This window comes from Spirosoma horti, assembly GCF_054776595.1.
Window position 1 is genome coordinate 23,319 of the sequence record NZ_BAAHBQ010000006.1, and the last position, 26,555, is coordinate 49,873.

Here is a 26,555-nt window from a genome sequence, read left to right on the forward strand (position 1 = left end):
AGGAATGGAGTCAACCCTAAATGTGGTTGTTTCGGTAGATATGATCACCCTTTTTCGGTTGATCGCCATTCGTCCGGACAAGACACTGCTCCGGATTTAGAATTGACAGGCTCTCTCCTTATCAAAAGTCTTGAAATACTCTTTTTTCGCCAGTTTGTAAGTTAATGTTTTTTACAGCCCCTGTGCCCATAAACCCATAAGCAATCCCTACAATATGTACCTTCTTTTCAGGGAGTACAGCTTCGTATGCTAACTCGCCATTGATGTAATAATGGAGTTTGTGCCCGTCGCTCTTGCAGGATACGTTTATCCAATGGGAGAAGTCGACCCCGAAGCGAGATAAATCCGTCTTTTTCCCAGAAATCATATACGTCCCATTCAGTAGCGTAAGCTCCGAGATACAACCTTTCGTGGAAAGCGGTATCGAGATCGGCATATCGTCGGTGATCAGTTCGATCCACGTCTGTTGACAGGCAGCGGCTCCCTCGCCATAGTCATTTTTCACGTCGCTGCTGAACGAGAAGTCGGTTATCAGAACAGGGTCGAAATTACCGACATTGAAATACTTAACCATTGGGACCTGAGGCTGTAAAGGCACGTTTTTCTGCTGAACCCCAGCAATGGGTAGCCGCATCATATCCTGCCCAATAAACTCAGATGACTTCAGATAGACGGGCACTGGTTTAGTGGCAATGGTACCGAGCCAGCCATTGGTCGGAATGAGCAACGGGTGTTGTTTTACAATTTGCCTGCCAATGAGCAGCTTAGCCCAATAGAAGCCTGGTTCATAATAGATGGATGTATGCGTTTGACCGTCTTTATCCACCAGGGTTCGCAAGCGTGGGTTCCAGGATTGTTGAATATAAACCGAATCGGTAGGTGATGCCGAGCAATTATAGGTAAAGATGACCGAGTTCGGAAGATTACGAGTGAGGGGCTTACTGCTAAAGCTGTACTGATCGGCATGCAACTGAGGTTGTTTTTGATCAAACGCAACGGTGCCGATCAGAACAATCGCTATAACAAGGCCCGCCATCCAGCCAAGTTTCACCCAATTGGTGACTGGTTTAACTGGCCCCACCGGCAATTGCTCAACAGGCATAGGCGGCAAATCACCAGCTACCTGCGCCTTGACGAACGTCCGCCATTCGGGGTAGCCCGCAAATTGGGCCAGTGTGTCCAGGGTTGTCTTGCTGGGAAGATGCTGATAATCGACCCGGCCCCAGATCCGTCGGAGTGTACTTACACTCAACGAAACGGCGGTTTCTTCCAGAATCCGTTGCTGGAGATTGTCAAAATCGACACTTGACCAGGATTCGCTCGCTCCCCAATCGAGTTTCCGTTCAATAAGCTGCTTACATCGGAACAAATCAGTTGAATCAGAAACCATTGTGAACCAGCGTGATATAACTTGGCAAAACTTGATCGGCAATTGATTTGCAAGGTACTAAGTGAAGAGGGTAGGTTTGCTTCTTTCCATCATAAATCCTCATAAAAAGTATGATTAAGCACCCATTTTTAACCGTTGCGTTATGGCTATGCTTCTTTTTCCCGCTCAGTGCCCAGACGCTGTATGTCGATGCCACACGAGGGAAAGACGAAGCTAAAGGCACCCTGACCGACCCGCTGGCCAGTTTAGACAAAGCCGTAGCCCTTGCCCACGACTTTACAGGAAAGGAGCCCGTACGAATCAAAATCTATCCGGGCTTATATGTGCTTGGGCAACTTCTAGAACTAAAAACCCGCAGTTCATCGACCGATACGGTACGCTATAGTCTGGAGGCCATGACCATGCCCGATGATCCCGATTGGCAGCCGACGAAAATGCCCGTCATTCAATCGGTCTCTGCCGACAACTCCACCAGGCAGTTTGCCCATGCGATCGGCTTTTTGGTAGCCAAAAACAATGTCCGTTTTAAGGGGCTTAAGTTGTTAGGCAATGCCAATCCTACGGTTCGTTATTATTACCCCATTACGCGAGAGGACGAAACGTTACAGGGGTTGGATATCAGCCAGTGCTACTTCATTGGCGAAAAAAATTCGGCGCCTATCCAGGGGGCCATTTGGGCGCACGGTGGCGGAACCCATGTTGATCACACCATATTTTATGGTTGCAAGAATGCGCTGCTGCTCTTTAAGTCGATTACCAATTTTGCGCTGACCAACTCGATCATTTCCGGGGCTTATGAGGCTGCGGTTTGGTTTGGTCCCAATGAGCCCAACTTCCTGTTCCGCAATAACATCGTAACGAATTGCGCTTATTTCTGGCTCAGACCCGAGAACACGGCGCCAACCTATACGTTCTCTACCTCAGTCATTGCAGGCAACGCCCATTATATGGGTTTTTTCAGCCCAAAAGGGGCCATTGATGCCGACGCAACAAACCAGATTGAAAAGGATATTCGCAAAACAGGCACCATTTTGTTAAGCGAGGTAAAGACCAATGGCTTACCGGTAGACTACCTGAATCCGTTGCCGCAATCGGATGGCTATGAGCTGAAGGCGGGCATATTTAAAGCACCTAAACCCTAATCCTTTCGAAGTTCAGAATTAGTTAACCAGTGCTTTACACAATTTTGGCGGAGAAAAGTTTACCCTGCTCTATCTTGCGGGGTAAACTTCAACTGGTCAATTTACTGCGCGCTGGCTGGGCCAACTACGTTTGGATTTAGCTGATTTAAGCGGACAGCCAACCACTGGTCAATAGGGATAATTTATAAAACGCTGGCTTATAAAAGGTTGGAGTATATAACCAACAATCCTTTATGGCTTACCTACTGAAATTCAGTAAACATTTCCAGAATCTTCGTTAGCCCGTCCGGAGAATGCATCCAGTCGGTATTGTCCATTGTTTCCTTGCCTACTTCGGTAAATCGGGCAAACATTTGTTTTTCATAATGAGCAATGGCCGATGTTAAATCTGCAAACTTGTCGCTGGTTAAACATTCACTTAATTGTAGTGCGTCAAGCATGGCCATATTTACCCCCTCCCCTGCATAGGGTGGCATGGCGTGTGCGGCATCCCCCAGTAAAGTTATATGTGGTTGTGCGTCCCAGAATTGGTCTAAAGGCATACAGTACAATGGCCTGGGGGTGAAAAAGGATTTTCCGTCTTTAAACAATTCGAGCCAAATGCTGTCCCATTGAGCATACTCTTTTTTAAACCATGCCAGCACTTGATCACCGTCTTTAAAGTCAATAGCACTGTCCACCAGCCAATTAGCCTTCTCCCTCCAACCTAAGTAAAGGTCCAGACTACCATCGCCTTTGGCGCTTATGCTTATTGTTTTCGAATCACCAAAGGCCATAATTTTTCCCCCATTTACTAAGTCGTGAATGACAGGGGCATTCTTCGCAGCATCAGCAATATTTCTCTCTAAAATAGTAACGCCCGAATAAAAGGGTTTGAGTGGCGTAACGAATGGACGAATTTTAGAATTAGCCCCGTCTGCTCCGATGACGATATCGGCCATAGCCGTTTTCCCATTCTGAAATACAAGTTTCCAGGCGTTGTCAATTCTTTCGAGCGAAACAATATGACTGTCCCAAACCACGGTGTCAGCCCGTAAAGAATCCAACAAAATCGTTCGCAGTGGGCCTCGGTCAATTTCGGGCCTGAACCATTCATCGCCGAAACCGCCAGTAGACTCCTGGTTGTGTTGGTCAAAGAAAACAGTTGCCTGCTGATCAACAATACGAAGCCTGTCATTATCAGGCCTGTAGTTTGCTTTGAAGGCATCCATCAAGCCCGCTTTGTCCAAGGCTGCCAAACCTGATTCCGCATGAAGGTCTAACGTACCACCCTGAACCCTAACCGTCCGGTTAAGGTCTCGTTCATAAACATTTACATCGACCCCTTTGCGTTGCAAAAGCCGGGCGAGTGTTAAACCACCCGGACCACCGCCAATGATGGCTACTCGTTTATTCTTAACGACCATATCTTTTTAACTTGATGAATATCTTTCGGCAGCAAAGCTATGCGTACATTTAAGGATAAAATAACCGCAAATGATATTAAACTAGTCGTAAATGAAATTATCAATTACGGATAAACAGGGATCGGGTATCATGTTTGAATTTGCCCGGGCGATAGGTGCTACCATTCAGGGACGGTTCATCTATATCCCCGAAAGCAAGGGGGCGGGATTCATTACCGGCTTTTCCTGGGGAAACGATCTGCGAATGTTAATCCGAAATTATCACCTCAACGAGGATGTTTTCATCGAGCGCACCAATGAACTGGCTGAAGGGCAGGATGATGTCATTTTCCTGCTGAGTGGTATTTTTCCCTCGTCCATCCGGCCCAACGAGCCCTTAATCCTCGAAAAAGCGAATGTATTCATCTGCATGCATGCTGTTTCTTCCATCATGGCCATGCCGTCAAATACCCTCTTTGGCAGTGTGACGATTGGAGTTTCCCGACAGTATCTGTGTCAGCTTTTCGGGCAGTTAAGCCACCCCGTGGTAAGAAGCGTTCTGGATGCCAGCGCCAATTTCGTGTATGAAACCGACGTGTCCCCTCAGATCATCAAAACGGCCAGTGAAATGGTCCATCAACCTGTCCCCGAGAGTTTAGCGAGTCAGTATTACAAGTTAAAATGTGAGGAGTTGCTTTATTATATCTTCACCTTGTTACTGGCGCGTGAAGCGGTGCCAGCCAGTGGTATGCGTATCGAGGACATTAGAGCCATTTACGCCATAAAAGACCGTTTACAGTCGCGTTTGAACGAGCCGCCAACGATCGCCTTACTGGCCAGAGAGGCTGGCATGAGCGAGCCCAAACTGCGAAAACTCTTTAAACAGACATTTGGCAAAGGCGTTTTTGACTTTTATCAGTCAGCCAGGATGCAGGAAGCGGCCCAGTTGCTGAAGGTAAAGCAGTTGACCGTCTCGGAGGTGGGCTATCAACTAGGGTTCACCAACCTGAGCCATTTTTCAAGAGTGTTTGAGGATCATCATGGCATTAAGCCCAAGAAGTACTCAGCCCGCTAAGCGAGTCAACATACGGTTAATACGTTTACTGGATACGCATTACTGCCATAGCAGTCCAACCTGTTGACCCACGGAAACGCGGCAGGAAGCCGACAATCTACACCCGCAAGGCTACACAGCCATTAACCCTCACTCAGGATTTCGGCAGCCAGAACGTTAACCGTTTCCCAGGCAAACGGATACCACTGATCCCGATAAGCGTCGAACACTTCCGTAGCGGCTTCGCAGGCGAACAGTTTGTAGTTGAACTTGGTGTACTTACTCGCTAAATAACCAGGATAGTAATAGTTTTTTTGCTGAAGCCGGGCATGGTTGATTTTCAGTAACATGAGGTATTTCCCCAGGCTGTGCCGACGATAAGTGGGGTGGTAGAAATTCATAATCCCGGCAATACTTTGCGCCCCATTATCAAAAATACCAACGGCAATCAGCGTATTCTCATCCCGGATTTCAATCGCATAGGTATCGAATACAGTATAGGTTGACCCATCCAGCAGGCAGGACTCGACCGATTCGGGCGCATCGAAATTTATTCCCCCTTTATACGTTGCATAGAGCGCTTCCATCTCATCCGTAATTATCAACGGCTTGATGGTTACGGAGAAATTTTCATTAATTCGAAAGAGCCTGAGTTGTTCCTTTCCATAGCGAACATCCGCCAGCACGATACGTAACCAGTGTACAGGGCAAACGGTCTCCTCAAAGAGCACGGCATAGCAGGTAAACACTTCCTGCTGCATCCTAAAATACCCTTTGCTTAGGTACAAATCCAACTTGGTTCCTCTCATATTTCCTGGTTCTTTTGATAAGCGAAATAGGCGGTGAAAGGCGGTAAGAACCCAACGGCTGTTTCTGTGAGTATACATTCTTTCTCTATCTACTACAGCCAGCGTTAAAAATCAATTCCACACAACGGTTCTTTTTAAGGCCCCGACGACCTGTTTATGTAAACCGTATGATCATATTCCCCCTTCCGGCGGATACTGATTCCATTGTTCGAGCAGAAAATCAGCTAAGTCAGCGCCGGCTGCTCGTTCGGGTTCGGTGGCATTATCTTCCAGATAGGTCGAGACGGTTATGTTGAATCCCTGCGCCAGTAACTCACCGGCAACCCGGTTCCAGCGGTCAAAGGCGCTGCCATCTTTCGAGAGATCGGGAAACAACTCTATTTTTCGGTCCCGCACCGGAGCCAGTCGTTCGGCATTCAGGTACGATAATGCCCCTACGGCCAACCAAACAAAGCCCGGAAAATAAGGGGTCGCCACAACCGCCGTTTTGGGCGCTTCAACAATCGCCACAGGCTGATCGGCCGGAGCCGTTTGCAACTGGGGAAGTCCAAACAAACAGGGGGACTTCTGTACGTCGTTGCGCTCGTCCAGATAGGCCGTGAGCCAGGCAGGATATGGTATATTCTGCTCCGTACAGCGTTTGGCAAACGACGAGTGAACCCAGGTAGTCCGGCTTCGTTTTTCCCCATCTTTCACTACATAGGTGACGGTGTGGAACGTCTCATCGAATAATTTGATTTGACCGCCCCGTATGCGCTGGAACTCATCGATATACCAAAACACACACGCGCCCGGCCAACGACCCGAGGTGCCAATGTTGAACCGGTCTACCAGTTCATCGGCAACAGTACGCCCAAAATGACGACGCAGTAACCAGGCAAACTGATTGCGCTCATAATGCCCAAGCGACTGCCTAAGCACCTCGTCGGGAATGGCAAAAACGTCGCCCAACGAACCAGTCGCAGCTCTAACAGGCTCAACACCGGGTTTATCGAAAAGGAAAGCCGCTACCCGTTCAGCTTGTTCGAGCGTGGCGCTTTCAGTCTGTATTAGGTTGGTGATTATTTCGTGTTTCGATGCGCCTTTGTGTTTTTGTTTGGCAGCTATGGTAAACCAGGTTTTGGGAATGGGTCCTGGGTTGGTGCGAGCTTTTACTTCATCGTGATACGACAGGCCCGAAGGGCCCTTCTTATACGGATTGAGGTGATAGCCGCAGTTACTTTCACGGTCGCAACGCCCGTATTGTTCGGGCAGTGGTGTGTTGGTAAACGTATCGATATAGCGGCTCAACGTCCGACGATGTTTCGGTCCGCAATCGGGGCAGTCGGTCTTGATCGCTTTTTTGGGCAACTGATACCGAAAAGTTGACATGGCCATATGGGTAAAAATAAGTAATTGTTTTTACCTCTCCCCCGTCGGCAAGCTGTATTCCTGAAATCTTGTCCGGTAATGATCTGATTTCAGGATTTAACCTGCATTTGTTGACTTAATCAATGACCAGAAGTTGGTTTTCCGATAACTAAACTATACGATTCACACGACTATTAGTTATTTAATGGGCACATCATATTGTAACTATTCGCTATTTTTCGGGAGTTAACAAGTCACTTTCTTTACTGTCCACTACATGAAACGAGTGCTCTACCCCATTCCCGATTCCGTCACCTATTTATCTGGCCAGGGTAACTACACCTTCTGCCATCTACAGGATGGCAAAAAATTACTTCTTTCCCGTACCCTTTCTAATTGCCTGGAACAGTATCCGGATTTCATTCGCATTCATCGAACGTATGCCATCAACCCAGACTTTCTGGACGGAAGCCGCCGATTAAGTGCGGCTGTCGGCGAAGTCCATCTGGCAGGCCAGTGGCTCCCGGTTGGCCGACGGCGGCTGAGCCTCGTTTTTAAGCATGTAAAACAGTTGTCGGCCTTAGTAGATAAGTAGTCAGGGCTAACTAGTGCTTTTACTTTTTTACTTCTTTTGCTCAACGGAATTGAGTTGCCAGTGAACCATGAATTCAAAAACGGTATTTCGTGCTTTTTCACTCATGCTATGAAGTCACTCCGGGCCAACATTGGCCTACTTGCCAGCATTGCCAGCGAAACAGGGCACGACTATACCGAAGCGTATGCGGTATGGCAGATGGTTCGTCAGCATGACGATGCTTACCTGATTGTAGATACTGTACTTTGGCTAGCAAATCGTCAGAAAATTCATGTTCTCGACGCACTGGAACTGTATAGAGGAGTTGAAAATATTTTTGGGTAGAATCGATAACTTTCGTGGCTGCCTTGCTCAATCGCGGCCTGAATTACCGATAAGGGATACTGTGTGAAAGAATATACCGGCCCATATAAAAAAGCCCGTACTACGCTGTGCGTAGCCGGGCTCTGAACATCAATGGGTTAAGTCAGCCGATTAAAGCTGACCTTAAGACTCCCAAACCATCATATGGTAACGTCCAGATACAACAGCCATCTCTGGTCATTGGAGTAAACGCAACGTCACCCGGGTGCTTTATTCTTTTTTCTGCCGATAGAGTGCCACTTGAATGCCAACGGCTATGGCCGTCACGACTCCCTGCGTCACAAAAGAGATGAGGTGAAATTTGGCCAGCGCAAAAGCACCAATAACCAGAACGGCCGTAAAAATAGCCATTACGGCAGGACGTCGATAAAAAGGCGGCTTTGTATCCATTATATGTGCATCGCAGCGGTGCGTTAAGCCGTAAAGATAGCGTCTTTCATCTGCCAAAGGCAATCCATATTACTCTACCTATCGTATATACTTCTTTTCCGCTCTCCACACCACAGGTCGCTTTTCCCATTAGAAGCGGCCTGTTTTTTTTAGATCAGTCAAGCTGCATGAGTTAATTTAGTCTTTAATAAAGCCATAGATAGTAGACAAAAACTATTCTGGATGCAGCTGCAGCCCACAACGTTTATAGAAGTGGTTAATTTCGCGCACGGACGATAGTCGAATTTTAGGAAAATTAAGCGCCTGAAACATTCGCTCGTATCGGGTTCTATTGTTCGGCGTTCGGACGATAATGTGATGAATCATAATCCACTTGAGGCTATCCTGGCTCCCTTCCAGTCCTCCATATCGGCTCAACTCAAAGAGGGTTCTGTTGACGTATCGCCGTAAACTCGTTAAGGTAGAAACATCCAGTAGAATCAGCCCGGTAGCCCGTTCAAAACGCTGAGCCATGCAAATGGAGTAGTTGCCATCCATTACCCATTGATCGCCAGCAATGGCAGCATCGTGTAAGGCAATAAATTCATCGGTTGGACGCACCTGCCAATCTGTATTTGGCAAATGATGGAGTTGGTCGAGATGAATGACCTCGAAATTACATTTTCGGCCAATGGCATTGGCAAGTGTCGATTTGCCGCTGTTCGATGGGCCCAAAATGCATATGCGCTTTCCAAGTTCGGAGAGTGGGATCATGAATAAACTTCTGTTAAAAACAGACAATTTGACCTTAAACCTAACCAACCCACCTGGCGGCAACAATCCACTCAGAATAGACTGTTTGGCTACAGCATCTCTACACTTCTTTGCTTAACTGCACCTCGATCTGGCGTAGAATTTGGGTAAAGTCAGCCGGATTTTTCGCGAAGTCGATGGCATCTACCTCGACAGTTAGCAAAGGCCCAAGTTGGTAAGAAGCGACAAACTCTTCGTATAACCGATTCAGGTTATTGAGGTAATCGTCACTGATGGCTTGCTCAAAGGACCGGCCCCGCTTCTGAATTTGCTGACGCAGTTTTGGTAGACTGGCGCGCAGGTAGATCATCAGATCCGGGGGACGGATGAGGCTCGTCATATTGGCGAACAACGCCTGATAGGTCGCAAAATCACGCGCTAACATATCCCCGCTCTGGTATAAATTTCGGGCAAAAATGGCCGCGTCTTCATAAATCGTCCGGTCCTGGACTACGGTATGCGGCTCCCCCTGGCTAGTTTGGTTGGCCTGCTGTATGTCAATAATTCGTTTGACTTGCGCGAATCGACTGTTCAGAAAGTAGACTTGCAGGTTGAACGCCCACCGCGGCATATCACTATAAAAATCAGCCAGATAGGGATTTCCCTCAACGGCTTCGTATAAAACCTCCCAACCATAATGCGCGGCTAACTGCTCGGCCAGGGTTGTTTTGCCAGCCCCAATGTTTCCTGTAATGGCAATGTGCATAAGACAGAAGAAAAGAAAACGACGGAAAGAAAGGGATTTCTCGCTTCCGGTCGGCAACGAATGAACTTTCGCAAATTGGGTTTAATTTTGTAATAGAAAACGATTGAGTCCCCTTTTTTCATGATTGCTGCTGCGGCAGCCCGGTCTTTTGCCTGTACTGTACCTATGAAACCATACCGCGTTCTGCTCTATTATATTTATTCGCCCATCGAAAATCCAGACAACTATCGCGAAGAGCATCACCTGCTGTGCCTTAAGTTGAATCTGCTCGGGCGCGTTATTGTAGCACCTGAAGGGCTGAATGGGACAGTGTCTGGCCTGACTGCCGACTGCGAAGCGTACATGGACACACTCCGGGCCGATCCGCGTTTTTCCGGTATTGCCTTTAAAGTCGATGAAAGTGACGGGCATACGTTTCAAAAACTGCACGTTCGGGTAAAAGCCGAAATCGTTCACTCCGACCTCCCCGTTGACCCACGCCGGCAAACGGGCATTCATCTGGAACCGGACGAATTCCGGCAGCTCAAAAATGACCCCGATGTCGTACTGGTCGATATGCGGTCAAATTATGAGCATGAAGTCGGTAAATTCAAGGGAGCCATCACGTTCGACATGGAGAACCTGCGCGAACTCCCCGACCACGTTCATGAACTCGATCACTTAAGAGATAAGAAAATAATCACCTATTGCACGGGCGGTATCAAGTGCGAAAAAGCATCGGCTTACCTGCTGGCTCAGGGTTTTGAGAATGTCTACCAGCTTCATGGCGGCATTATCCGGTATGGTCTGGAAACAGGTGGCGAAGATTTCGATGGCGAGTGTTACGTCTTCGACAACCGCGTTACGGTACCCGTCAACCACATAAACCCGGTAACCGTATCGGTCTGTTACCGTTGCGGCACTCCCACCAGCCGGATGATCAACTGCGCCAGCCCGGTCTGCAATAACCACGTGACCCTCTGCGAAAACTGCGGTACCGAACACGGCGGCACCTGCACCGATGCTTGTAAAGAAGACCCGAATCTTCGCCCCTACGACGGAACGGGCTATTATGGCAAACAAACGCAAAGCTACTCGCCCGTTCAGGGCTACAAAAGCCGACAGGGACAACGGGTGAAAGAGTGAAAGAGCGAACAAAAGCTGGCTGGCCCTTTCACTCTCTACTCCTTACCACCGATCCAAACCCAGCAGTTTTCGGCCCAGGGGCGAAAGGTTAGCGGTTTGCTCGCGTTCCTTTTCCCAGTTACGCGGATCGCCCGGGAAGGCGTATCCTTCGGGGGCCTGCCGCTCGCGCCAGGACATAATGCGCCACTGCCGCAGGGCTTCGTTGTCTTCTTCGGCGGGCATCATGGAAATATACTGGGCAATACGGACCTTGTCCGCCGACAGATTGGGGCGTATGCCGTGAGGCTGTGTGCTGTTAAAAATCAACAGGTCGCCCGCTTCCATTTTCACTTTCACGAACTCGAATCCGGTGGTATCGGGTTTGAAATGGTCGCGGTCGGCGGGTTGGGTAAGCTTCCAGGTATCGTAGGTGCGGTAGAGTTCGGGCAGGCACTGAAAACCGCCCATGTTCTCGTCTGTTTGATCGGCGAGCGCCAGGACACCCTGCACGTTCTGCGGCCGGGTTTCAGGGTCGTAATCCCAGTGAATAAACCCCTTGAATTCATGCCCCGGCCGAACCGGAAAATTCAGGTTGGCCCGGTCGATGGTCACCCATAGCTTTTCGGTACCCCATATATCGACAAATGCATCGTATACCCGCTGGAATTGCCGGTTATCCCATTCAAACTGGTGGTTATAGAGTTCGACCATTCCACTGTTGGTCAATTCTTTCATCTTCATTTCCGCACGGGGCGGGGTATACCAGGTTGCCGGATCGTTGGGGTCTTTTTCTTCAAACGTCCAGATAAACCGGGCCAGCCGGTCGGCGTTTTTTTTGGGAACCGCCTGTTTGATAACGATGTACCCGTTTTCTTTCCAGAAAGCCCAATCTTCCTCGGATAACACCCGAAGCGGCTCCCGGTTAGGCCGGTCATTGAGTTTGATTTTACTGGTTGTAGCGGTTGAAGGATTTCCGGGAATGTCCTTGTGCGCATTGGCGGGCATTCCGGGTAGGGCCATTGTGGGCTGCATCGTTTCCATAGAAAAATAGGCTGTTAAGGTGTTTTTGTTGACTCAAAAGTAGTCTATCCAGGGAGTGGAACGTTAAGACGATACTAGCCACTTTTTGTACTATATTGCTCTCACGATTATCTTCCACCCAAGTTTAGGTCATTTAGCAGCAAAATCGTCTGATTTATGAAAGTTGCTCTTGAGCAGATCAGCCCCGATACCGACAGTTCCTTCCATCTGTTGCTTACTCCTCACCTGAGCGATGTTTTTCTGTGGCACTACCACCCCGAGTACGAAATCGTTTATATCGAGGGCGCGAATGGAACTCGTCACGTTGGTGATCATATCTCGCGTTACGAGGGAAGTGATCTGGTCTTCATTGGCCCTAACATTCCTCACCTCAACTTCGATTATGGCGTTAAAACCGATCATAGAAAGGTGGTTGTGCAACTGAAGGAAAACTTTCTGGGCGACGTGTTTTTGCAAGCACCCGAATTTGTGGCCATTACAAAGCTGTTTGACCGCGCCCGGTCGGGCATTTCTTTTTATGGTCATACCAAACAGGTTGTTGGCGAACGGCTGAATCAACTGGCTGACCTCCCTCCTTTTGAGCGGCTGATGCAGCTTCTAACCATTTTTCAGCTCCTGGCAACCAGCACCGAATGCGCTCCGCTGCAGGGAGAAGCCGTGGCCAGCGCCTACAACCTGAAAGAGCAGCAGCGGCTCAAACGGGTCAACCAGTTCATTGCCGAACAATATACCCGCCATCTATCCATAACCGAAGTGGCCGCTTTGGCAAACTTGACGGAAGCGGCTTTCTGTCGGTATTTCAAGCGGATGACCCGGCTCACGTTTACGCAGTTTTTGAATCAATACCGGATCAATCAGGCTCAGAAACTGTTACTACTGGATAATACCGTTTCGGAAGCCTGCTTTGCGTGTGGTTTTGACAGTCTCTCTTACTTTAACCGGATTTTTCGGCGGGTTACGGGCGAGAATCCGCTCCAGTTCAAAAAACGGCATCAGGCCTGAAAGCCGTATCAAAAAAGCCCCGGCATTAAGTTTCGTCCGTCCTTATGCCGTATTTGTGTAGTTTAGCGGCAACAAAAGTCAGTCGTCGATGGCCAAAAAAGCGGTGAACGCCTGTAAGCTACTGACCAGTACCCGATATCGACGATTGACACATGACAACCTAGTTTTTATGTCCGAACAAAAACCATTGATCCTTATTACCAACGACGACGGCATTACCGCCCACGGCATTCGCACGCTCGTTGACTTAATGAAACAAATCGGTTCGGTGGTGGTCGTGGCACCGAATAGTCCCCAATCGGGTATGGGACACGCAATCACCATCGCGAACCCCATTCGCCTGTATCCATCCGATATTTTTGGTGATATACCCGCCTACGAATGTTCCGGCACGCCCGCCGACTGCGTGAAACTGGCAAAAAATCACGTACTGAAAGACCGGACCCCTGACCTGGTCGTTAGTGGTATCAATCACGGCAGCAACTCATCCATCAGTGTTTTATATTCAGGCACGATGTCGGCCGCCATTGAAGCCGCTATTGAAGGCATTCCAGCCATTGGCTTCTCCCTGGGCGACTTTACCCAGCAACCCGACTTTTCACACACGCACGAACACATTCTCACCATTACCCGAAACGTACTGGAACGGGGTGTAGAACGCGGCACGGCCCTGAACGTAAACTTCCCGATCCGGAGCGCCGAGCCGCTGAAAGGCATTCGAATCTGCCGTCAGGCCAACGCCAAATGGCAGGAGGTTTTCGATGAGCGACGCGACCCGCACGGCCGCCGGTATTTCTGGCTGGCCGGTGATTTCGTCAACTTCGATACCCACGCCGAAGACACCGACGAGTACGCGCTATCACAAAATTATACGTCCATTGTTCCCTGTAAGTATGACCTGACAGCCTACACGATGATGGACAAGTTGAACGAATGGAATTTGTAATTATACATGATAAATAATAAATGATGAATGACTGGCTTAGCTATTATTCATCATTTATTATTTATAATTCATCATTAACAAACATGGCTTTACTAGGTAGTATGCTCAAAAACGGGATTCGATTATCGAATGTCGTCCGACTGCGGAAGTTCAATGCGCTTCGTCAGCAGCGCAAAGTCTTCCGGAAGCTTATTCGAAAAGCGCAGTTCACCGCCTTTGGCGAAGCCTATCAATTTGATGACTTACTCCGGGCGGCCGAGTTCGGCACCGAACGGGAGTTCTATCAGAAATACAAGCAGAACGTACCCATTCACGATTACAACAAAATGTTCGATTCGTGGTGGAAAAAAACGCTGGCGGGCGAACCAAATGTGACCTGGCCGGGGAAAGTGAAATACTTTGCCCTCAGTTCGGGTACATCAGAAGCCGCCACCAAGTACATTCCGGTTACCAAGGCGATGTCGAAAGCCATTCAGCGGACCAGTATCCGCCAGATTCTGACCCTCGGAAAATACCAGAACCTCCCCTCCACCCTGTACGAAAAAGGGTGTCTGATGTTGGGCGGCAGCACCGATCTAAGCGTTCGGGAAGGGCATTACGAAGGCGACTTGAGCGGCATCACCGCCAGTAAAATACCCCTCTGGTTTGAGCGGTTCTACAAACCCGGCCGCGACATTGCTCAGGAGCGCGACTGGGCGCATAAACTGGACGAAATAACGGAACAGGCTGCGGGATGGGACATCGGCTACGTGGTGGGTGTACCGGCCTGGATTCAGTTGCTGATGGAAAAAATCATCGCCCGCTACAATGTCAAAACCATCCACGACATCTGGCCAAACCTGATGGTGTTCTGCCACGGGGGCGTTTCCTTCGAACCGTATCGGCAGGGTTTCGAAAAATTGCTGGCCCATCCGATCACGTATATAGAAACCTATCTGGCTTCGGAAGGCTTCATCGCCTACCAGACCCACCCCGATGCGGAGGGCATGCAGTTGGTGCTCAATAATGGGATCTTCTTCGAGTTCATTCCCTTCAATGAGCAGAACTTCTCAGCGGACGGCGAACTGATCGAAGCCCCCGAAACCCTGATGATCGACGATGTGGAGGAGGGAAAAGAATACGCCTTGCTGATCTCAACCTGCTCCGGCACCTGGCGCTACCTCATTGGCGACACTATTCGGTTTGTCAATAAAAGTCGGGCCGAAATTGTCATTACGGGCCGAACCAAGCACTTCCTGAGTTTGTGTGGCGAACACCTGTCGGTCGACAACATGAACAAGGCCATCGAAATGGTTTCCGACGAGCTGGGTATTTCCATCCGGGAGTTTACCGTAGCGGGCGTTACCCACGATACACTATTTGCCCACCATTGGTACATCGGCACCAATGACGCCGTAGACGCCAACGAACTCCGCGACCGTCTGGATGCCAAACTGAAAGAACTCAACGACGACTATGCCGTTGAACGTCGGCACGCCCTGAAAGACATCAGCGTAACGGTACTGCCTACCCAAACCTTCTACGACTGGATGGCCTCCCGGGGTAAAATGGGTGGTCAGAACAAGTTCCCCCGCGTGCTGAAAAAGGGCATGATTGCGGAGTGGGAAGCGTTTTTGACGAAATGATGATTGACGATTCTATTCCGAGGCTTGTGGGGACACAGGCCTCTTTAGTGTGGTGTCAGTTTCTTAAAACTGACACCACACACAATCACGATTCACTCAAAATTTCACCAGTTCAGCGCTTTTGATAGCGGCTCAAGCAGTCGGGTGTAAGCAATGTTGGCGGCACCGATCAGGAAAACAACGCCCGTTGTGCGGTTGAAAATTAACACGACACGGGGCGTAAAGAGCCGTTTGAGTCGGTTGGCGTAGTAGGCCAGCGCCGATTCGGTCACAAATACGCCCACCAGCGCGGCAGCCATAAAGCCATATTGCTGCCCGACTGAATAATGCAGGTGCGACCGGATATAAGCAACAATAGCTACCCACGACACAAAGTTGACGGGGTTGAGCGCGTTCAGGAAAAAGCCGGTGGTAAAGTAGTAGACAAAATTGCCAAAACTCGTTTTAGGATACGCCAGCCGGGGCGTTCCCTTCAGGATGTTGACCAGGCCCATGGCCACCAGGAACAGCACCCCGACAATGGCCATGAAGTTCTCAAAACCCTGCACTTTAGGAATGAACGCGGTGCCCAGCAGAGCCGCTAACACAAAGAGCGTATCACCGGTGATAACGCCCAGAACAATTTTCATTCCCGAGCGAAATCCATTGTCAACACTGTTCTGGATCAGGGCAAAGAATACCGTTCCAAATGTCAGGCAGAGCGCCACGCCGACCAGGAAACCGAAAAGAATTGGTAAAAACACAAGCAGATTTTAGTTTGTTGGTTGTTCGTCGTTTGTCGTTTATGGTTTGTCGTTACCCACTGCACCAGCCCCGATCCCGATTTGATGGGGCAGCAACAACAAACTACAAACCACAGACCACTAACTAAGTTTAAATTCCCCGCATCCGGGCAACGATCAGTAGACCACTCACGCTGAGCGAGTCCGTGATTCGACTCGTCATGGCCATCTCAACGGCTTCGGCAAGGGGCAATTTCCAGATGCGTAAGTCTTCCGTTTCTTCGGGCGCATGATCGCCCTGCGTGAGTTCTTCGGCGATGTACAAGAATCCTTCCTCATCGGTTGCTGAGTTGGACGTATGGATGCGGGCCACTTTCGTCCATTTCTGGGCTTCCAGGCCTGTTTCCTCCTTCAATTCGCGCCTGGCCGACTCCAACGGATCGGTGCCCAGGGGCGAGCCACCCTCCGGAATCTCCCACGAATACTCATTTAATGGGTAGCGGTATTGCCCAACGAGGTAAGTGTTGCCCTCGGCGTCAATCGGTATCACACCAACGGCCTTGTTTTTGAAGCTGACAACGCCATAAATGCCGGGCGTACCAGCAGGTGTAACGACCTCTTCATGCCGAATGGACATCCAGGGATTCTCGTACGTTATGGCCGAATTGAGTGTTTGCCAGGGGTTTTCGGTCGAATTCATACAGACGCTAAAACGGTTCTCGATTTGGGTTATGTCCGTTGGCCCAGGCTAATTTTGAACTTCAACAGCCACGTGATTTCCCAATAATGCCGCTAAGTTATCACCTTTACCCCATACACGATGACAAGCTATACTGCCTTTTTGGCGATACCAGTCATCAATCAGGTTGTACTATTCTCGTAGACTACGCTTAAATTGACCGAAATTTGCTCGTTTTCCTCCTGCTTATCAACATGAGATTCCTTGTCCTATTGTTCCTTTCCTCGCTGCTCATTCGTTCGGGCATTGCCCAGACAATACGTTACGATGTCTCCTTCCCCAATGCGATTCACCATGAAGCGCAGATTAGCCTGACCGTTTCCCAGTTACCGAAGCAAACGGCCGTTTTTCGCATGAGCCGCTCATCGCCAGGCCGATACGCCACCCACGAGTTTGGCAAGAACGTGTATGATGTGCGGGCCTACGATGAAAAAAATCAGCCCCTGGCAGTTGTTCGGACAGAGGGCGATGTGTATACCGTACCGACGCATAAAGGTACCGTCAGGCTAAGCTACACGCTGTTTGGTAATTACCCCGATGGCACGTACATGGGCATTGACCCGCAGAGCATTCACCTGAATATACCCGCTACATTTATGTGGATCAAGGGTTTCGACCAGCGGCCTATTACGGTAAAATTTAACCTGCCGAATGATAATATGGGTATCGTGGCGACCCAGTTAGTACCCACAACGGACCGATACACGTTCACGGCTCCGGGTTTGCAATACTTTATGGACTCGCCGGTAAAGATCGGGAAGCTGGCCGTCAAGGAATGGAAACGGACCAATACCGATGGCAAGCCGATCACGTTCCGGGTTGCGCTGGAAGCCGCCGTTGCCGATTCGACGGCGAGCGGATTTGCCGGGAAAGTTGCCCGGATCGTGGATCAGGCGAAGGCGGTTTACGGTGAATTTCCGAGTTATGATTACGGCAATTATACCTTTCTGGCGAGCCTGAACCCGTATGTCCGGGGTGATGGCATGGAGCATCGCAACTCCACCATGATTACCGTGCCCATTGCTTTCACCGGACCAGAGAAGGTACTGGGCGTGTTTGCGCATGAATTTTTTCACTGCTGGAATGTCGAACGTATCCGCCCGAAAACGCTGGAACCCTTTAATTTTGAGAAGAGCAACATGAGTTACGAACTCTGGTTTGCCGAGGGTTTTACGCAATATTATGGCGAGCTGCTCCTCGTCCGGGCTGGCTTTACGCCGATCGATGAGTACACAAACACGCTGGCGAGCCTCGTGTATACCAAACAGCAAACGCCCGGAGCTACCCGGTATTCGCCCCTTGATGCCAGTTGCCATGCCGTGTTCGTCGATGCCGGCGTATCCATTGACCGAACAAATTACGGCAACATGTTTACCTCGTATTACACCTACGGAGCAGCGGTTGCCCTGGCCCTGGATCTGGAATTGCGCCAGAGCAACCAGTCGCTGGATACCTACATGCAGGCCGTCTGGAAACGGTTTGGTAAGCCCGAACAGCCCTATACGGTCGATGGTCTGCAAAGCGAACTGGCCCGCCTGACAACCCCCGAGTTTGCCCGTTCTTTTTTCAGTAAATACATCTACGGCCACGAAGCCATCGATTACGCGTCCTTGCTGGCAAAAGCTGGCTTCACTGTCAAGAAAGCGCAGGCTGGAAAAGCCTGGATGGGATCGGTTCGCTACGCCGAAAACAACGGCGGACTGGCTCTGCTTTCCAATACCGTTCGGGAAACGCCACTATACAAGGCGGGATTGGACATCGACGATGTTCTGACAGCCATTGATGGACAAGCCGTTACCAAAACGGATGCGCTTCAGGCCATTCTGGCGCAGCACAAACCCGGCGATGTCATTCAGCTAAGCTATACCCACCGGGGCGAAGCAAAAACAGCTCCCGTTACGCTGGCCGAAAACCCGGCAACATCGGTTGAGCCTTACGAAAAAACAGATCTTGCGCTTACACCTGAGATGCAGACGTTCCGGGCTAACTGGCTGGGTGCAAAAGCAGTGAACTGAACGAATGCCTATTTTAGTCCTTTGTTCGTGGTAAAAGGCAGGCAAACCGGCTACCACGAACACCACTTTTCCACCGCCGAATTGTTACCTTTGCCCATTATAAATCGTTTCCGTCGGTTCGAACGAATCATTTCTCCTATCCCACAGCTTCATGAGTGCCAGTCAACAAACGAAATACCGATGGATGGGCATCTCGCTGGGACTGAGCATAACGCTGCTGGCACTCAAATTCACGGCTTATTTCCTTACCTATTCAACCGCTATTTTAAGCGACGCGGTCGAATCCATCGTTAATGTCATTGCCAGCGGCTTTGCGTTTTACAGCATCTACCTTTCCGGCCAGCCCCGCGATCTGAACCACCCCTATGGGCATGGAAAAATCGAGTTTTTATCCTCGGGTTTCGAAGGGGCCATGATTCTCTCGGCGGGCCTGGTCATTATCTGGCAGGCGATACTGAGCTTTTTCGAGCCCAAAGTTCTCGCCAATCTGGATTGGGGATTTGCCCTGATCGGGCTAACAGCGGTGGCCAATGCCTTCGTTGGCTGGATGCTCATCCGGTCGGGAAAACAAACCGATTCAGCGGCCCTGACCGCCGATGGGAAACACCTGCTCACCGACACCTTTAGTAGTATCGTGGTGATGATTGGCGTGGCGCTGGTTGCCTATACCGGCCAACACTGGATCGACAGCACGCTTTCTCTATTCCTCGCCATTGTCATCATCTACAATGGATTTCAGATCACCCGCCAGTCGGTTGCGCGGTTGATGGACGAGGCCGATGTACCAACCCTGCACCGGGTTGTAAATCTGCTGAACGTTCATAAAGACCGAAACTGGATCGATGTCCATAATCTGCGCGTTCAGAAATACGGTGCTGATCTGCACATCGACTGCCATCTGACGCTGCCCTACTACTGGAAACTGAATCAGGTACACGAGGAAGTGCATCATTTTGAGGACACCCTCAAAGATGGTTTTCGGGGCGAGGTCGAGATTTTCGTGCATACCGATCCCTGCGAAAAAGAATGCTGTCATTACTGCCGCGTCGCGAATTGTCCCGTTCGGGCGTTCGCTTTCCTGAACGACGTAGACTGGACGCCGGACAACCTGCCGCTCAACCAGAAGCATTTCGTACCATTGACGGTACCGGGCGTATAGTTTAATCGGCTTTTAGGGTATATTTTCCGCGATTAGCCTTTGCCTATATATGAGAAGCTATTCTCCCGTTTTACTCGCGTTTGCCCGTCTTTCTGGAATCTTATCCATCTGGCTTAGCCTCGTAAGCATCAGTCTGTCAGGGTGTAAACCAGAATCTACGTTAAACGTAGCGCCACCTGTCACCCCACCCATTGCCGCTACTGTAACAACGCCATCCTCCGCTTCGATTTCAGCCCCCGTTGTTTACGCAGCCAGTTTTGATAACAACCTGTACGCCCTGGATACAACAACCGGACAAACTCGCTGGGTTTTCAGGGCCGATACATCCATTCAGTCAAGTCCGGCCATTGCGTATGGGATGGTTTATGTCGGCAGCAACGACTACAACCTGTATGCAATTGACGGCGATACCGGTAAAAAACGGTGGGCGTTTAAAACCGGCGGGATCGTGTATTCCAGTCCGACCATTGCCAATGGCATTGTATACGTAGGCAGCCAGGATGGTAAGGTCTATGCCATTGATGCCACCATCGGTAGTTTGCTCTGGCTGTTTACAAATACGTTCGGTTTTTACTCCAGCCCGACTGTCGCGAATGGCCTCGTCTATATTGGTGGGCAGGATAACCGCATCTACGCGCTGGATGCAGCTACGGGCCTTCGGCGCTGGGTATCCAGTGCCGAATATTTTATTCTCTCCAGTCCGGTCGTTGCCAATGGGCTGCTTTATGTAGGTAGCCAGGATGGTAAACTATACGCCCTGGATGCCGCCACAGGCAAGTTACGCTGGACGTTCAAAACGGGAGCAGCCGTCGATTCCAGCCCCATGGTGGCCAATGGGGTAGTCTACGTGGGCAGTGCCGATCAGCAGCTTTATGCCCTCGATGCGGCCACGGGGCAACAGCGCTGGGCCTTTCCAACGAAGGGCGTCATCTATTCCAGTCCGGTTATTGCTAACGGAATCGTTTACATAGGCAGCCGGGACCGTAATGTCTACGCCGTAAATGCAAGTACGGGCAAACAGGTATGGTCATTTCCTACGAATTATGATATTTACTCTACGCCAATGGTGGCCAATGGCGTCGTTTACGTTGGCAGCAATGACTATAGCGTTTATGCACTGGATGCGGCTACGGGCCGGAAACGCTGGAGTTTCAGGACCGGGGGAATTGTGGTGTCCAGCCCGGTCGTTGCCCAGAAGACTAGAATAACCGGAACGTACCCGACCATTAGCGGGGGCGGTAAATAACGTTGTAAAGAATCATCGATCTGTTCCGCTATTGAGATAACGAAACAGCGTATTAGCACTCAATTAGTATGCTCAAGGCTTATTTCATACAAATCATTTTCTGGTGTGGACTCGTTGCGGTGGCGGTTTCATTCCACAGTTGCATCGACGCCTACGATCCCGGTGTTCCACTGAACAGTAACTTATTGGTCGTTAGCGGCATTATAACGAACCTGAACGAAACGCAGACCATCAGCCTGAGCCGCTCCCGGTCTACCGTCGATAGCGGCTCGGTCAGTACGCCCATCCGGCGGGCCTCGGTAACGGTCCTCGTGAATGGGACAACGCCCATCACGCTGCTCGAAAGCCAACCCGGCATCTATAACTTTCCCGACGATTTTCGGGGGCAGGTGGGTACGACTTACCAACTGCGCTTTCGAACCGAAGAAGGTATTAGCTACGAATCGTCCGTTGAAACGATGGCGACCGTCGCTCCTATTCTGAAAGCATACGATCAGTTTAACCCACAGGGGCCAAGAACGACGGCCGATGGGTTGAATGTTCCCGCCAACGACGTCTATATCGATTTTCAGGACCCGGCCAATACCCGTAATTTCTACCTCTGGCGATGGCGGCTCTATGAACAGCAGCTCTGGTGCGCCACTTGCCAGCAGGGTCGCTATATTGTGCAGGATGTTGGCCCGGTAGGCAGCGGCCCCATTGATGTATTGGGCTGTGTGCGAGACACGACGCTAAGCTTGTCCATTCAATTCGACTATCCCTGTCGGGAGTTATGCTGGGATATTTTCTATAATACCGACATTGATGTTTCGGCCGATACCTACACAAACGGGCAACTACAAACGGGGCACAAAGTGGCGAGTGTCCCCATTTACCAGCGCAATCCGGCCCTGATTGTGGTCCAGCAACTCTCGCTGTCGCCTAATGCCTACCGCTATTATAAACTCTTTACGGATCAGGTTCAGAATACCGGCACGCTGGCTGACTCGCCACCCGCGCCTATTTCAGGAAATATAAAGAATCTGGCTAACTCGACGGAGAATGTCATTGGGTATTTCTCGGCTGCGGCCGTAACGGAAATCCGCCACAAGATCAAGCGGCAGGATGTAACGACGGGCACGTTTCAGGGCTTGTTTTATGCCATAAACGGCCGCACGCCACGCCTGGAATCGTCATTGCCTGGCAGCAGTACCTACGGCGGCAGCGTCGCGTCGGCACTTTGTGTCTCCAGCCGTACCCGAACCGATCAATTTCCGCCCGGCTGGAATGACTAACGAACTTTTCTACTCGCTGAACGGATGAGCCGACACCTACTTATACTGAGCATTTATCTGCTTTTCAGCCCGGTTCTCCAGGCTCAGATGATGGTTAACCTGAACGGAATTGTTCGCGATTCGGCCACAGGAAAGCCGCTGGCTGGCGCAGCCATTGTGGTCGACTATCGCAAAGCGCTTACGGGCACAAGCACCAATGAGCAGGGTCGTTTTTCCATCGACCTGCCCGCTGGTGACCATATTGTAGTAGCCCGATTGGTTGGCTTTACACCCGTACGAAAAGTCGTTCGCCTTTCCAGCGATCCCGTATCGATTCAAATGAATCTGATTACCGTTGAAAGTCAGCTGGAAGAGGTCGTCGTGACGACTAAAGGGTTCGATCAAACGGTCCGGCAACCCATTCTGGGTGTCAATCAGATCAATATGAGTGCCTTACGTAAACTTCCGGCCGCCCTCGGCGAAGTCGATTTGTTACGGGGATTGCAGATGCTTCCGGGCGTGTCGAGCGTTGGCGAGGCCAGCAATGGCGTTAATATCCGGGGCGGCACCACCGACCAGAACCTGATTTTGCTGGACGATACGCCCATTTTTAACCCAACGCACATGTTTGGGTTATTTTCGATCTTCCCGTCCGATGTGATTAGCACAGCCGATCTCTATAAAGGGAACGTACCGGCACGCTTCGGCGGACGGGCGGCTTCGGTGCTGGACGTGTCTCTGCGGAACCCGAATCTGGACCAGTTTAGTCTGTCAGGAGGTGTCAGTCTGGTGTCGAACAAGCTCACCGCCGACATTCCGATTGTGAAGGGGAAGTTTGGCATTCTGGTTTCCGGACGCGGGGCCTTCAACGATTTTCTGTTGCCGATTGTGTCGGACCGGCTGGCGAACATACGAGCCAAATTTGGGGATGCCGTCCTGAAAGCCTTCTGGCGTATTGACAATCGCAATACGCTGACCCTGACGGCTTATGGCAGTAAAGACTTGTTCAAGACCGATCTGCTGGCCAACCTGCCTAATGTAAACGGAACGGCTACCCGCTACGATCATCAAACGGTCAACGTCATGGCGCGCTGGTTCCGAACGTTGTCGCCCCGACTAAACTTGCAAACGACGGGCATTTATGTGCACTACGTCCCCAAAATCCTTTCGCCCGAATTAAGCGGCAATGTTGTCAGCTTGCGATCGTCGGTATTACAGCGACAGGTGAAATCGAATCTGAACTTCCAACTGCCCAACCAAAAGCTCGAATTGGGCGTCAGTGGTACCCATTACCGCATTGAGCCGGGCACCTTATTTCCTGGCCGCAGCGAAAGCGTAAATTATGTGACCACACCAACGGAGAACGCCCTGGAGCTAGCCATTCATGCCGATTACGAACGGAGCTTCAGTGACAGACTGGCCATTTCACTGGGGATTCGTTACTCCCAATTTTTATCGCTGGGCCCATCGCTCGTTCGGCAATATGCACCCGGCGAAACCCGCGATGATTTTTCGGTGATCGATTCGATCCGGTATGGCGCTGGTCAGGTAGCGAAACAGTACGGCGGCCCGGAACCCCGAATTGGCATTCGGTACACGCTGGGACCCAACGCATCCCTTAAATTTGGGTATAATATGATGCGCCAGTACTTACAGGTCGTCACGAACACCACAACGCCCCTACCCACCTCGCGCTGGAAAACCTCGGACCCGAACATAAAACCACAGATCAGTCAGTTGCTCACGGCCGGTTATTTCCTCAGCTTCAAGGAGAATATTTACGAACTCACGCTGGAAGGTTACTGGCGCACTACGGAGCACATTATCGACTACCGACCGGGCGCTGATTTTTTACTACAACCCTATCCTGAAACACAATTGCTACAGGGACGGAGTAAAGCGTACGGCATCGAAACCATGATTTCCAAGAAAAAGGGGGAGCTAACCGGCTGGCTGAACTACACGTATGCCCGCACCCTCAATCAGGTATATGAAGGCGCTTCGGTCGAGCAAAATGTAAACGCAGGTAAGTGGTACAAAGCCAGTTATGATCGCCCACACACGGTCAATGCCAACATGACCATCGATGTCGACCGGCACAATAGCTTTGGGTTTACCTTTGCCTATAGCACGGGGCGGCCCTACTCGGCCCCAACGGGTTATGTTACCATTGACGGGGCTCAGTACCCCTATTATGGCGAACGCAACAATGAGCGCTTACCGGCTTATCACCGGCTGGATTTCGCCTGGAACATTTATAGTCCAGGTATGAGAAAACGTCGTTGGGAAGGGCGTTGGGCATTTACCGTTTATAATCTGTATGGCCACAAGAATGTCTATTCTGTCTTTTTCAAGACCGAGAATAATAAAACCAACGCCTACAAACTCCAGATTTTTGCCGCTCCTATCGCTTCCCTGTCCTACAACTTCGTTTTCAAGTGAGCTTTTACCAGGCCAAGTGAACAGAGCAGCCACTGAATGTGGGGAAGCCATCTTTCCCACTGAGAAGAAATCTGGGGATATTTTATAAAAATAGTTGTATTTATTCTCTTTATTTACCAATTTTGTTTTACTTGTTACTGAGGTAGCAGACGAAATTGCTTTTTTTCAATTCAGGTTGTATTCAAAAACCAGCAAAAAACGGCCCTTCCTAGCGAATTGGGGCCGTTTTTTCTTTTTCACTTAAACACTTCCCTTTATTGAAAACTTGTCTGCCAATTGGAGGTTGTTGAGAACGGAAATTAGTACCGATGATAGGCATTTGGGAACTCATCCTATTCCCATAAATGACCTGTTCTGACGAAGACCTAGCAGTCTATACTCTGATAACGTTACAAGGTTGTTCACCAAATGCAGATGGATCTGTTCTTGTTTGATGGCTAAGAAACGATGTTCTAGAGGGTGAAAACCCAAACAAGATGGCTATGAACAGAGATTTTTTTATACGATCACTCTGGATCATACTGGTTAGCTTACTAGCCAGTTACCTGATGATTGCTTCCGTAAGCGGAGATTGGCGTGTGTTTCAATGGAAAACCCAATTGGTAGAGAATTGGAAATTTACGGGTGAAGCCGTTCTGGTCCTACTCTTCATCCTATTTCGCAAGAAGCTTAAGCAGAGTTAATGCAAAAATAGGTATCGCTCCGGCAGAGCATGCATTTGTGACTGAATAGAGTGAATAGGATCAAAAAATAACCCTATTAAACCAGTCTAGGGGTTAAGAACGCCTAATAAGTTGTCAGAGGCCGGTCATTGTCGTCTTGGTGGCCTGTGGCTTAACCCAACCTAACACCTTGAGTCCAAGCCAGCTGAAGAGAACACCGAGGGCGATCGAAATAAGGTTTCCTACGATCAGACCGAAGAAGCTGCCAATAAAGGCGTTGGTGGGCTTATCAGGGTCAAAATGAACCGTCACCGTGTCATTTACTTCGTATTCAGCGGGGGATGTTCCTGACTGGCCTTTACATGTATAGATCTGACCGGTAGCTGTCTTAAATTCCACAATGGGATAATAGACGGTGGATTTACCAAAGCTCCTTTCATTTCGAATAACGGTACCCTCAACCGATTGCCCATTTATGAACAACCAGCTTCCCCGGCAGAGCTGATAACCAGCTCCCAAAATGCATATGACGCCAAGCAAGAGCGGTAAATACTTCACAGGAAACAGGGGTTGATCTGGAGTTTAAACTTATGCCAAAACTACCCGTTTCAATTACCTCCGTC

25 protein-coding genes are annotated in these 26,555 nt (G+C 49.9%); 14 read left to right on the top strand and 11 right to left on the bottom strand.

What is annotated here, in order from left to right:
- Window positions 1–121: 121 nt before the first annotated feature.
- Entirely contained in the window at window positions 122–1,390 is a 1,269-nt protein-coding gene (locus tag ACYVAM_RS18525; RefSeq protein WP_461069690.1) for a hypothetical protein, read from the bottom strand.
- A gap of 110 nt (window positions 1,391–1,500) precedes the next feature.
- Here ACYVAM_RS18525 and ACYVAM_RS18530 point away from each other — a divergent pair, with 110 nt between their 5' ends.
- Window positions 1,501–2,532, top strand: a complete 1,032-nt coding sequence (locus ACYVAM_RS18530) for a right-handed parallel beta-helix repeat-containing protein (protein WP_461069692.1) — start codon at window positions 1,501–1,503, stop codon at window positions 2,530–2,532.
- A gap of 242 nt (window positions 2,533–2,774) precedes the next feature.
- On the opposite strand, the gene ACYVAM_RS18535 is transcribed toward ACYVAM_RS18530, so the two are convergent.
- Window positions 2,775–3,938 carry an FAD-dependent oxidoreductase gene (locus ACYVAM_RS18535; RefSeq protein ID WP_461069694.1) on the bottom strand — a complete coding sequence of 388 codons (1,164 nt, stop codon included), beginning with the start codon at window positions 3,936–3,938 and terminating at the stop codon, window positions 2,775–2,777.
- Window positions 3,939–4,029: 91 nt separating this feature from the next.
- Here ACYVAM_RS18535 and ACYVAM_RS18540 point away from each other — a divergent pair, with 91 nt between their 5' ends.
- Window positions 4,030–4,992 carry a helix-turn-helix transcriptional regulator gene (locus tag ACYVAM_RS18540; RefSeq protein ID WP_461069696.1) on the top strand — a complete coding sequence of 321 codons (963 nt, stop codon included), beginning with the start codon at window positions 4,030–4,032 and terminating at the stop codon, window positions 4,990–4,992.
- Window positions 4,993–5,114: 122 nt separating this feature from the next.
- Here ACYVAM_RS18540 and ACYVAM_RS18545 read toward each other — a convergent pair whose 3' ends face one another.
- Together ACYVAM_RS18545 and ACYVAM_RS18550 are read right to left on the bottom strand one after the other, a co-directional pair.
- Window positions 5,115–5,780 carry an arginine-tRNA-protein transferase gene (locus ACYVAM_RS18545; protein ID WP_461069698.1) on the bottom strand — a complete coding sequence of 222 codons (666 nt, stop codon included), beginning with the start codon at window positions 5,778–5,780 and terminating at the stop codon, window positions 5,115–5,117.
- A 171-nt stretch (window positions 5,781–5,951) separates the two neighbouring features.
- Window positions 5,952–7,157 (bottom strand): DUF6371 domain-containing protein, encoded by a 1,206-nt coding sequence (locus tag ACYVAM_RS18550; protein ID WP_461069700.1) that lies wholly within the window; start codon window positions 7,155–7,157, stop codon window positions 5,952–5,954.
- A gap of 250 nt (window positions 7,158–7,407) precedes the next feature.
- Between ACYVAM_RS18550 and ACYVAM_RS18555 the strand changes: the two genes are divergently transcribed.
- Both ACYVAM_RS18555 and ACYVAM_RS18560 read left to right on the top strand, forming a co-directional pair.
- A complete protein-coding gene (locus ACYVAM_RS18555; RefSeq protein WP_461069702.1) occupies window positions 7,408–7,725 on the top strand; it encodes a LytTR family transcriptional regulator DNA-binding domain-containing protein in 318 nt (105 codons plus the stop codon).
- Window positions 7,726–7,833: 108 nt separating this feature from the next.
- Window positions 7,834–8,049, top strand: coding sequence for a hypothetical protein (locus tag ACYVAM_RS18560; RefSeq protein ID WP_461069704.1), 216 nt, complete (start codon window positions 7,834–7,836; stop codon window positions 8,047–8,049).
- A 249-nt stretch (window positions 8,050–8,298) separates the two neighbouring features.
- Here ACYVAM_RS18560 and ACYVAM_RS18565 read toward each other — a convergent pair whose 3' ends face one another.
- From ACYVAM_RS18565 to ACYVAM_RS18575, 3 genes are all read right to left on the bottom strand, one after another.
- Window positions 8,299–8,439 carry a hypothetical protein gene (locus tag ACYVAM_RS18565; RefSeq protein ID WP_461069706.1) on the bottom strand — a complete coding sequence of 47 codons (141 nt, stop codon included), beginning with the start codon at window positions 8,437–8,439 and terminating at the stop codon, window positions 8,299–8,301.
- 252 nt (window positions 8,440–8,691) lie between these two features.
- Window positions 8,692–9,231, bottom strand: coding sequence for a P-loop NTPase family protein (locus tag ACYVAM_RS18570; protein WP_461069708.1), 540 nt, complete (start codon window positions 9,229–9,231; stop codon window positions 8,692–8,694).
- A gap of 100 nt (window positions 9,232–9,331) precedes the next feature.
- Window positions 9,332–9,976: a deoxynucleoside kinase gene (locus ACYVAM_RS18575; protein ID WP_461069710.1), complete on the bottom strand. Its 645-nt coding sequence runs from the start codon at window positions 9,974–9,976 to the stop codon at window positions 9,332–9,334.
- Window positions 9,977–10,141: 165 nt separating this feature from the next.
- Between ACYVAM_RS18575 and trhO the strand changes: the two genes are divergently transcribed.
- A complete protein-coding gene (gene trhO / locus ACYVAM_RS18580) occupies window positions 10,142–11,101 on the top strand; it encodes an oxygen-dependent tRNA uridine(34) hydroxylase TrhO (protein WP_461069712.1) in 960 nt (319 codons plus the stop codon).
- Between the two features lie 42 nt (window positions 11,102–11,143).
- Here the strand turns inward: trhO and ACYVAM_RS18585 are convergent, their stop codons facing one another.
- A complete protein-coding gene (locus ACYVAM_RS18585) occupies window positions 11,144–12,121 on the bottom strand; it encodes a phytanoyl-CoA dioxygenase family protein (RefSeq protein ID WP_461069714.1) in 978 nt (325 codons plus the stop codon).
- Window positions 12,122–12,277: 156 nt separating this feature from the next.
- Here ACYVAM_RS18585 and ACYVAM_RS18590 point away from each other — a divergent pair, with 156 nt between their 5' ends.
- The 3 genes from ACYVAM_RS18590 to ACYVAM_RS18600 all read left to right on the top strand — a co-directional run bounded on the left by ACYVAM_RS18590 (window position 12,278) and on the right by ACYVAM_RS18600 (window position 15,694).
- Entirely contained in the window at window positions 12,278–13,123 is an 846-nt protein-coding gene (locus ACYVAM_RS18590; RefSeq protein ID WP_461069716.1) for an AraC family transcriptional regulator, read from the top strand.
- A 169-nt stretch (window positions 13,124–13,292) separates the two neighbouring features.
- A complete protein-coding gene (gene surE, locus ACYVAM_RS18595; protein WP_461069718.1) occupies window positions 13,293–14,069 on the top strand; it encodes a 5'/3'-nucleotidase SurE in 777 nt (258 codons plus the stop codon).
- A gap of 83 nt (window positions 14,070–14,152) precedes the next feature.
- A complete protein-coding gene (locus tag ACYVAM_RS18600; RefSeq protein WP_461069720.1) occupies window positions 14,153–15,694 on the top strand; it encodes a GH3 family acyl-acid amido synthetase in 1,542 nt (513 codons plus the stop codon).
- 104 nt (window positions 15,695–15,798) lie between these two features.
- On the opposite strand, the gene ACYVAM_RS18605 is transcribed toward ACYVAM_RS18600, so the two are convergent.
- Together ACYVAM_RS18605 and ACYVAM_RS18610 are read right to left on the bottom strand one after the other, a co-directional pair.
- Window positions 15,799–16,437 carry a LysE family translocator gene (locus ACYVAM_RS18605; protein WP_461069722.1) on the bottom strand — a complete coding sequence of 213 codons (639 nt, stop codon included), beginning with the start codon at window positions 16,435–16,437 and terminating at the stop codon, window positions 15,799–15,801.
- Window positions 16,438–16,567: 130 nt separating this feature from the next.
- Window positions 16,568–17,116, bottom strand: coding sequence for an NUDIX domain-containing protein (locus tag ACYVAM_RS18610; RefSeq protein ID WP_461069724.1), 549 nt, complete (start codon window positions 17,114–17,116; stop codon window positions 16,568–16,570).
- 233 nt (window positions 17,117–17,349) lie between these two features.
- Between ACYVAM_RS18610 and ACYVAM_RS18615 the strand changes: the two genes are divergently transcribed.
- The 6 genes from ACYVAM_RS18615 to ACYVAM_RS18640 all read left to right on the top strand — a co-directional run bounded on the left by ACYVAM_RS18615 (window position 17,350) and on the right by ACYVAM_RS18640 (window position 25,953).
- Window positions 17,350–19,170 carry a M61 family metallopeptidase gene (locus tag ACYVAM_RS18615; RefSeq protein WP_461069726.1) on the top strand — a complete coding sequence of 607 codons (1,821 nt, stop codon included), beginning with the start codon at window positions 17,350–17,352 and terminating at the stop codon, window positions 19,168–19,170.
- Window positions 19,171–19,321: 151 nt separating this feature from the next.
- Window positions 19,322–20,329, top strand: coding sequence for a cation diffusion facilitator family transporter (locus tag ACYVAM_RS18620; protein ID WP_461069728.1), 1,008 nt, complete (start codon window positions 19,322–19,324; stop codon window positions 20,327–20,329).
- Between the two features lie 49 nt (window positions 20,330–20,378).
- Window positions 20,379–21,575, top strand: coding sequence for a beta-alanine-activating enzyme beta-propeller domain-containing protein (locus tag ACYVAM_RS18625; RefSeq protein WP_461069730.1), 1,197 nt, complete (start codon window positions 20,379–20,381; stop codon window positions 21,573–21,575).
- A gap of 68 nt (window positions 21,576–21,643) precedes the next feature.
- Window positions 21,644–22,849, top strand: a complete 1,206-nt coding sequence (locus ACYVAM_RS18630) for a DUF4249 domain-containing protein (RefSeq protein WP_461069732.1) — start codon at window positions 21,644–21,646, stop codon at window positions 22,847–22,849.
- 24 nt (window positions 22,850–22,873) lie between these two features.
- Window positions 22,874–25,270: a TonB-dependent receptor gene (locus ACYVAM_RS18635; protein ID WP_461069734.1), complete on the top strand. Its 2,397-nt coding sequence runs from the start codon at window positions 22,874–22,876 to the stop codon at window positions 25,268–25,270.
- Between the two features lie 482 nt (window positions 25,271–25,752).
- Complete coding sequence (locus tag ACYVAM_RS18640; RefSeq protein WP_461069736.1) at window positions 25,753–25,953, top strand: hypothetical protein; 201 nt, start codon at window positions 25,753–25,755, stop codon at window positions 25,951–25,953.
- A gap of 114 nt (window positions 25,954–26,067) precedes the next feature.
- Here ACYVAM_RS18640 and ACYVAM_RS18645 read toward each other — a convergent pair whose 3' ends face one another.
- On the bottom strand, window positions 26,068–26,490 hold the full coding sequence (locus tag ACYVAM_RS18645; RefSeq protein WP_461069738.1) for a DUF3592 domain-containing protein: 423 nt from the start codon (window positions 26,488–26,490) through the stop codon (window positions 26,068–26,070).
- Window positions 26,491–26,555 lie beyond the last annotated feature (65 nt).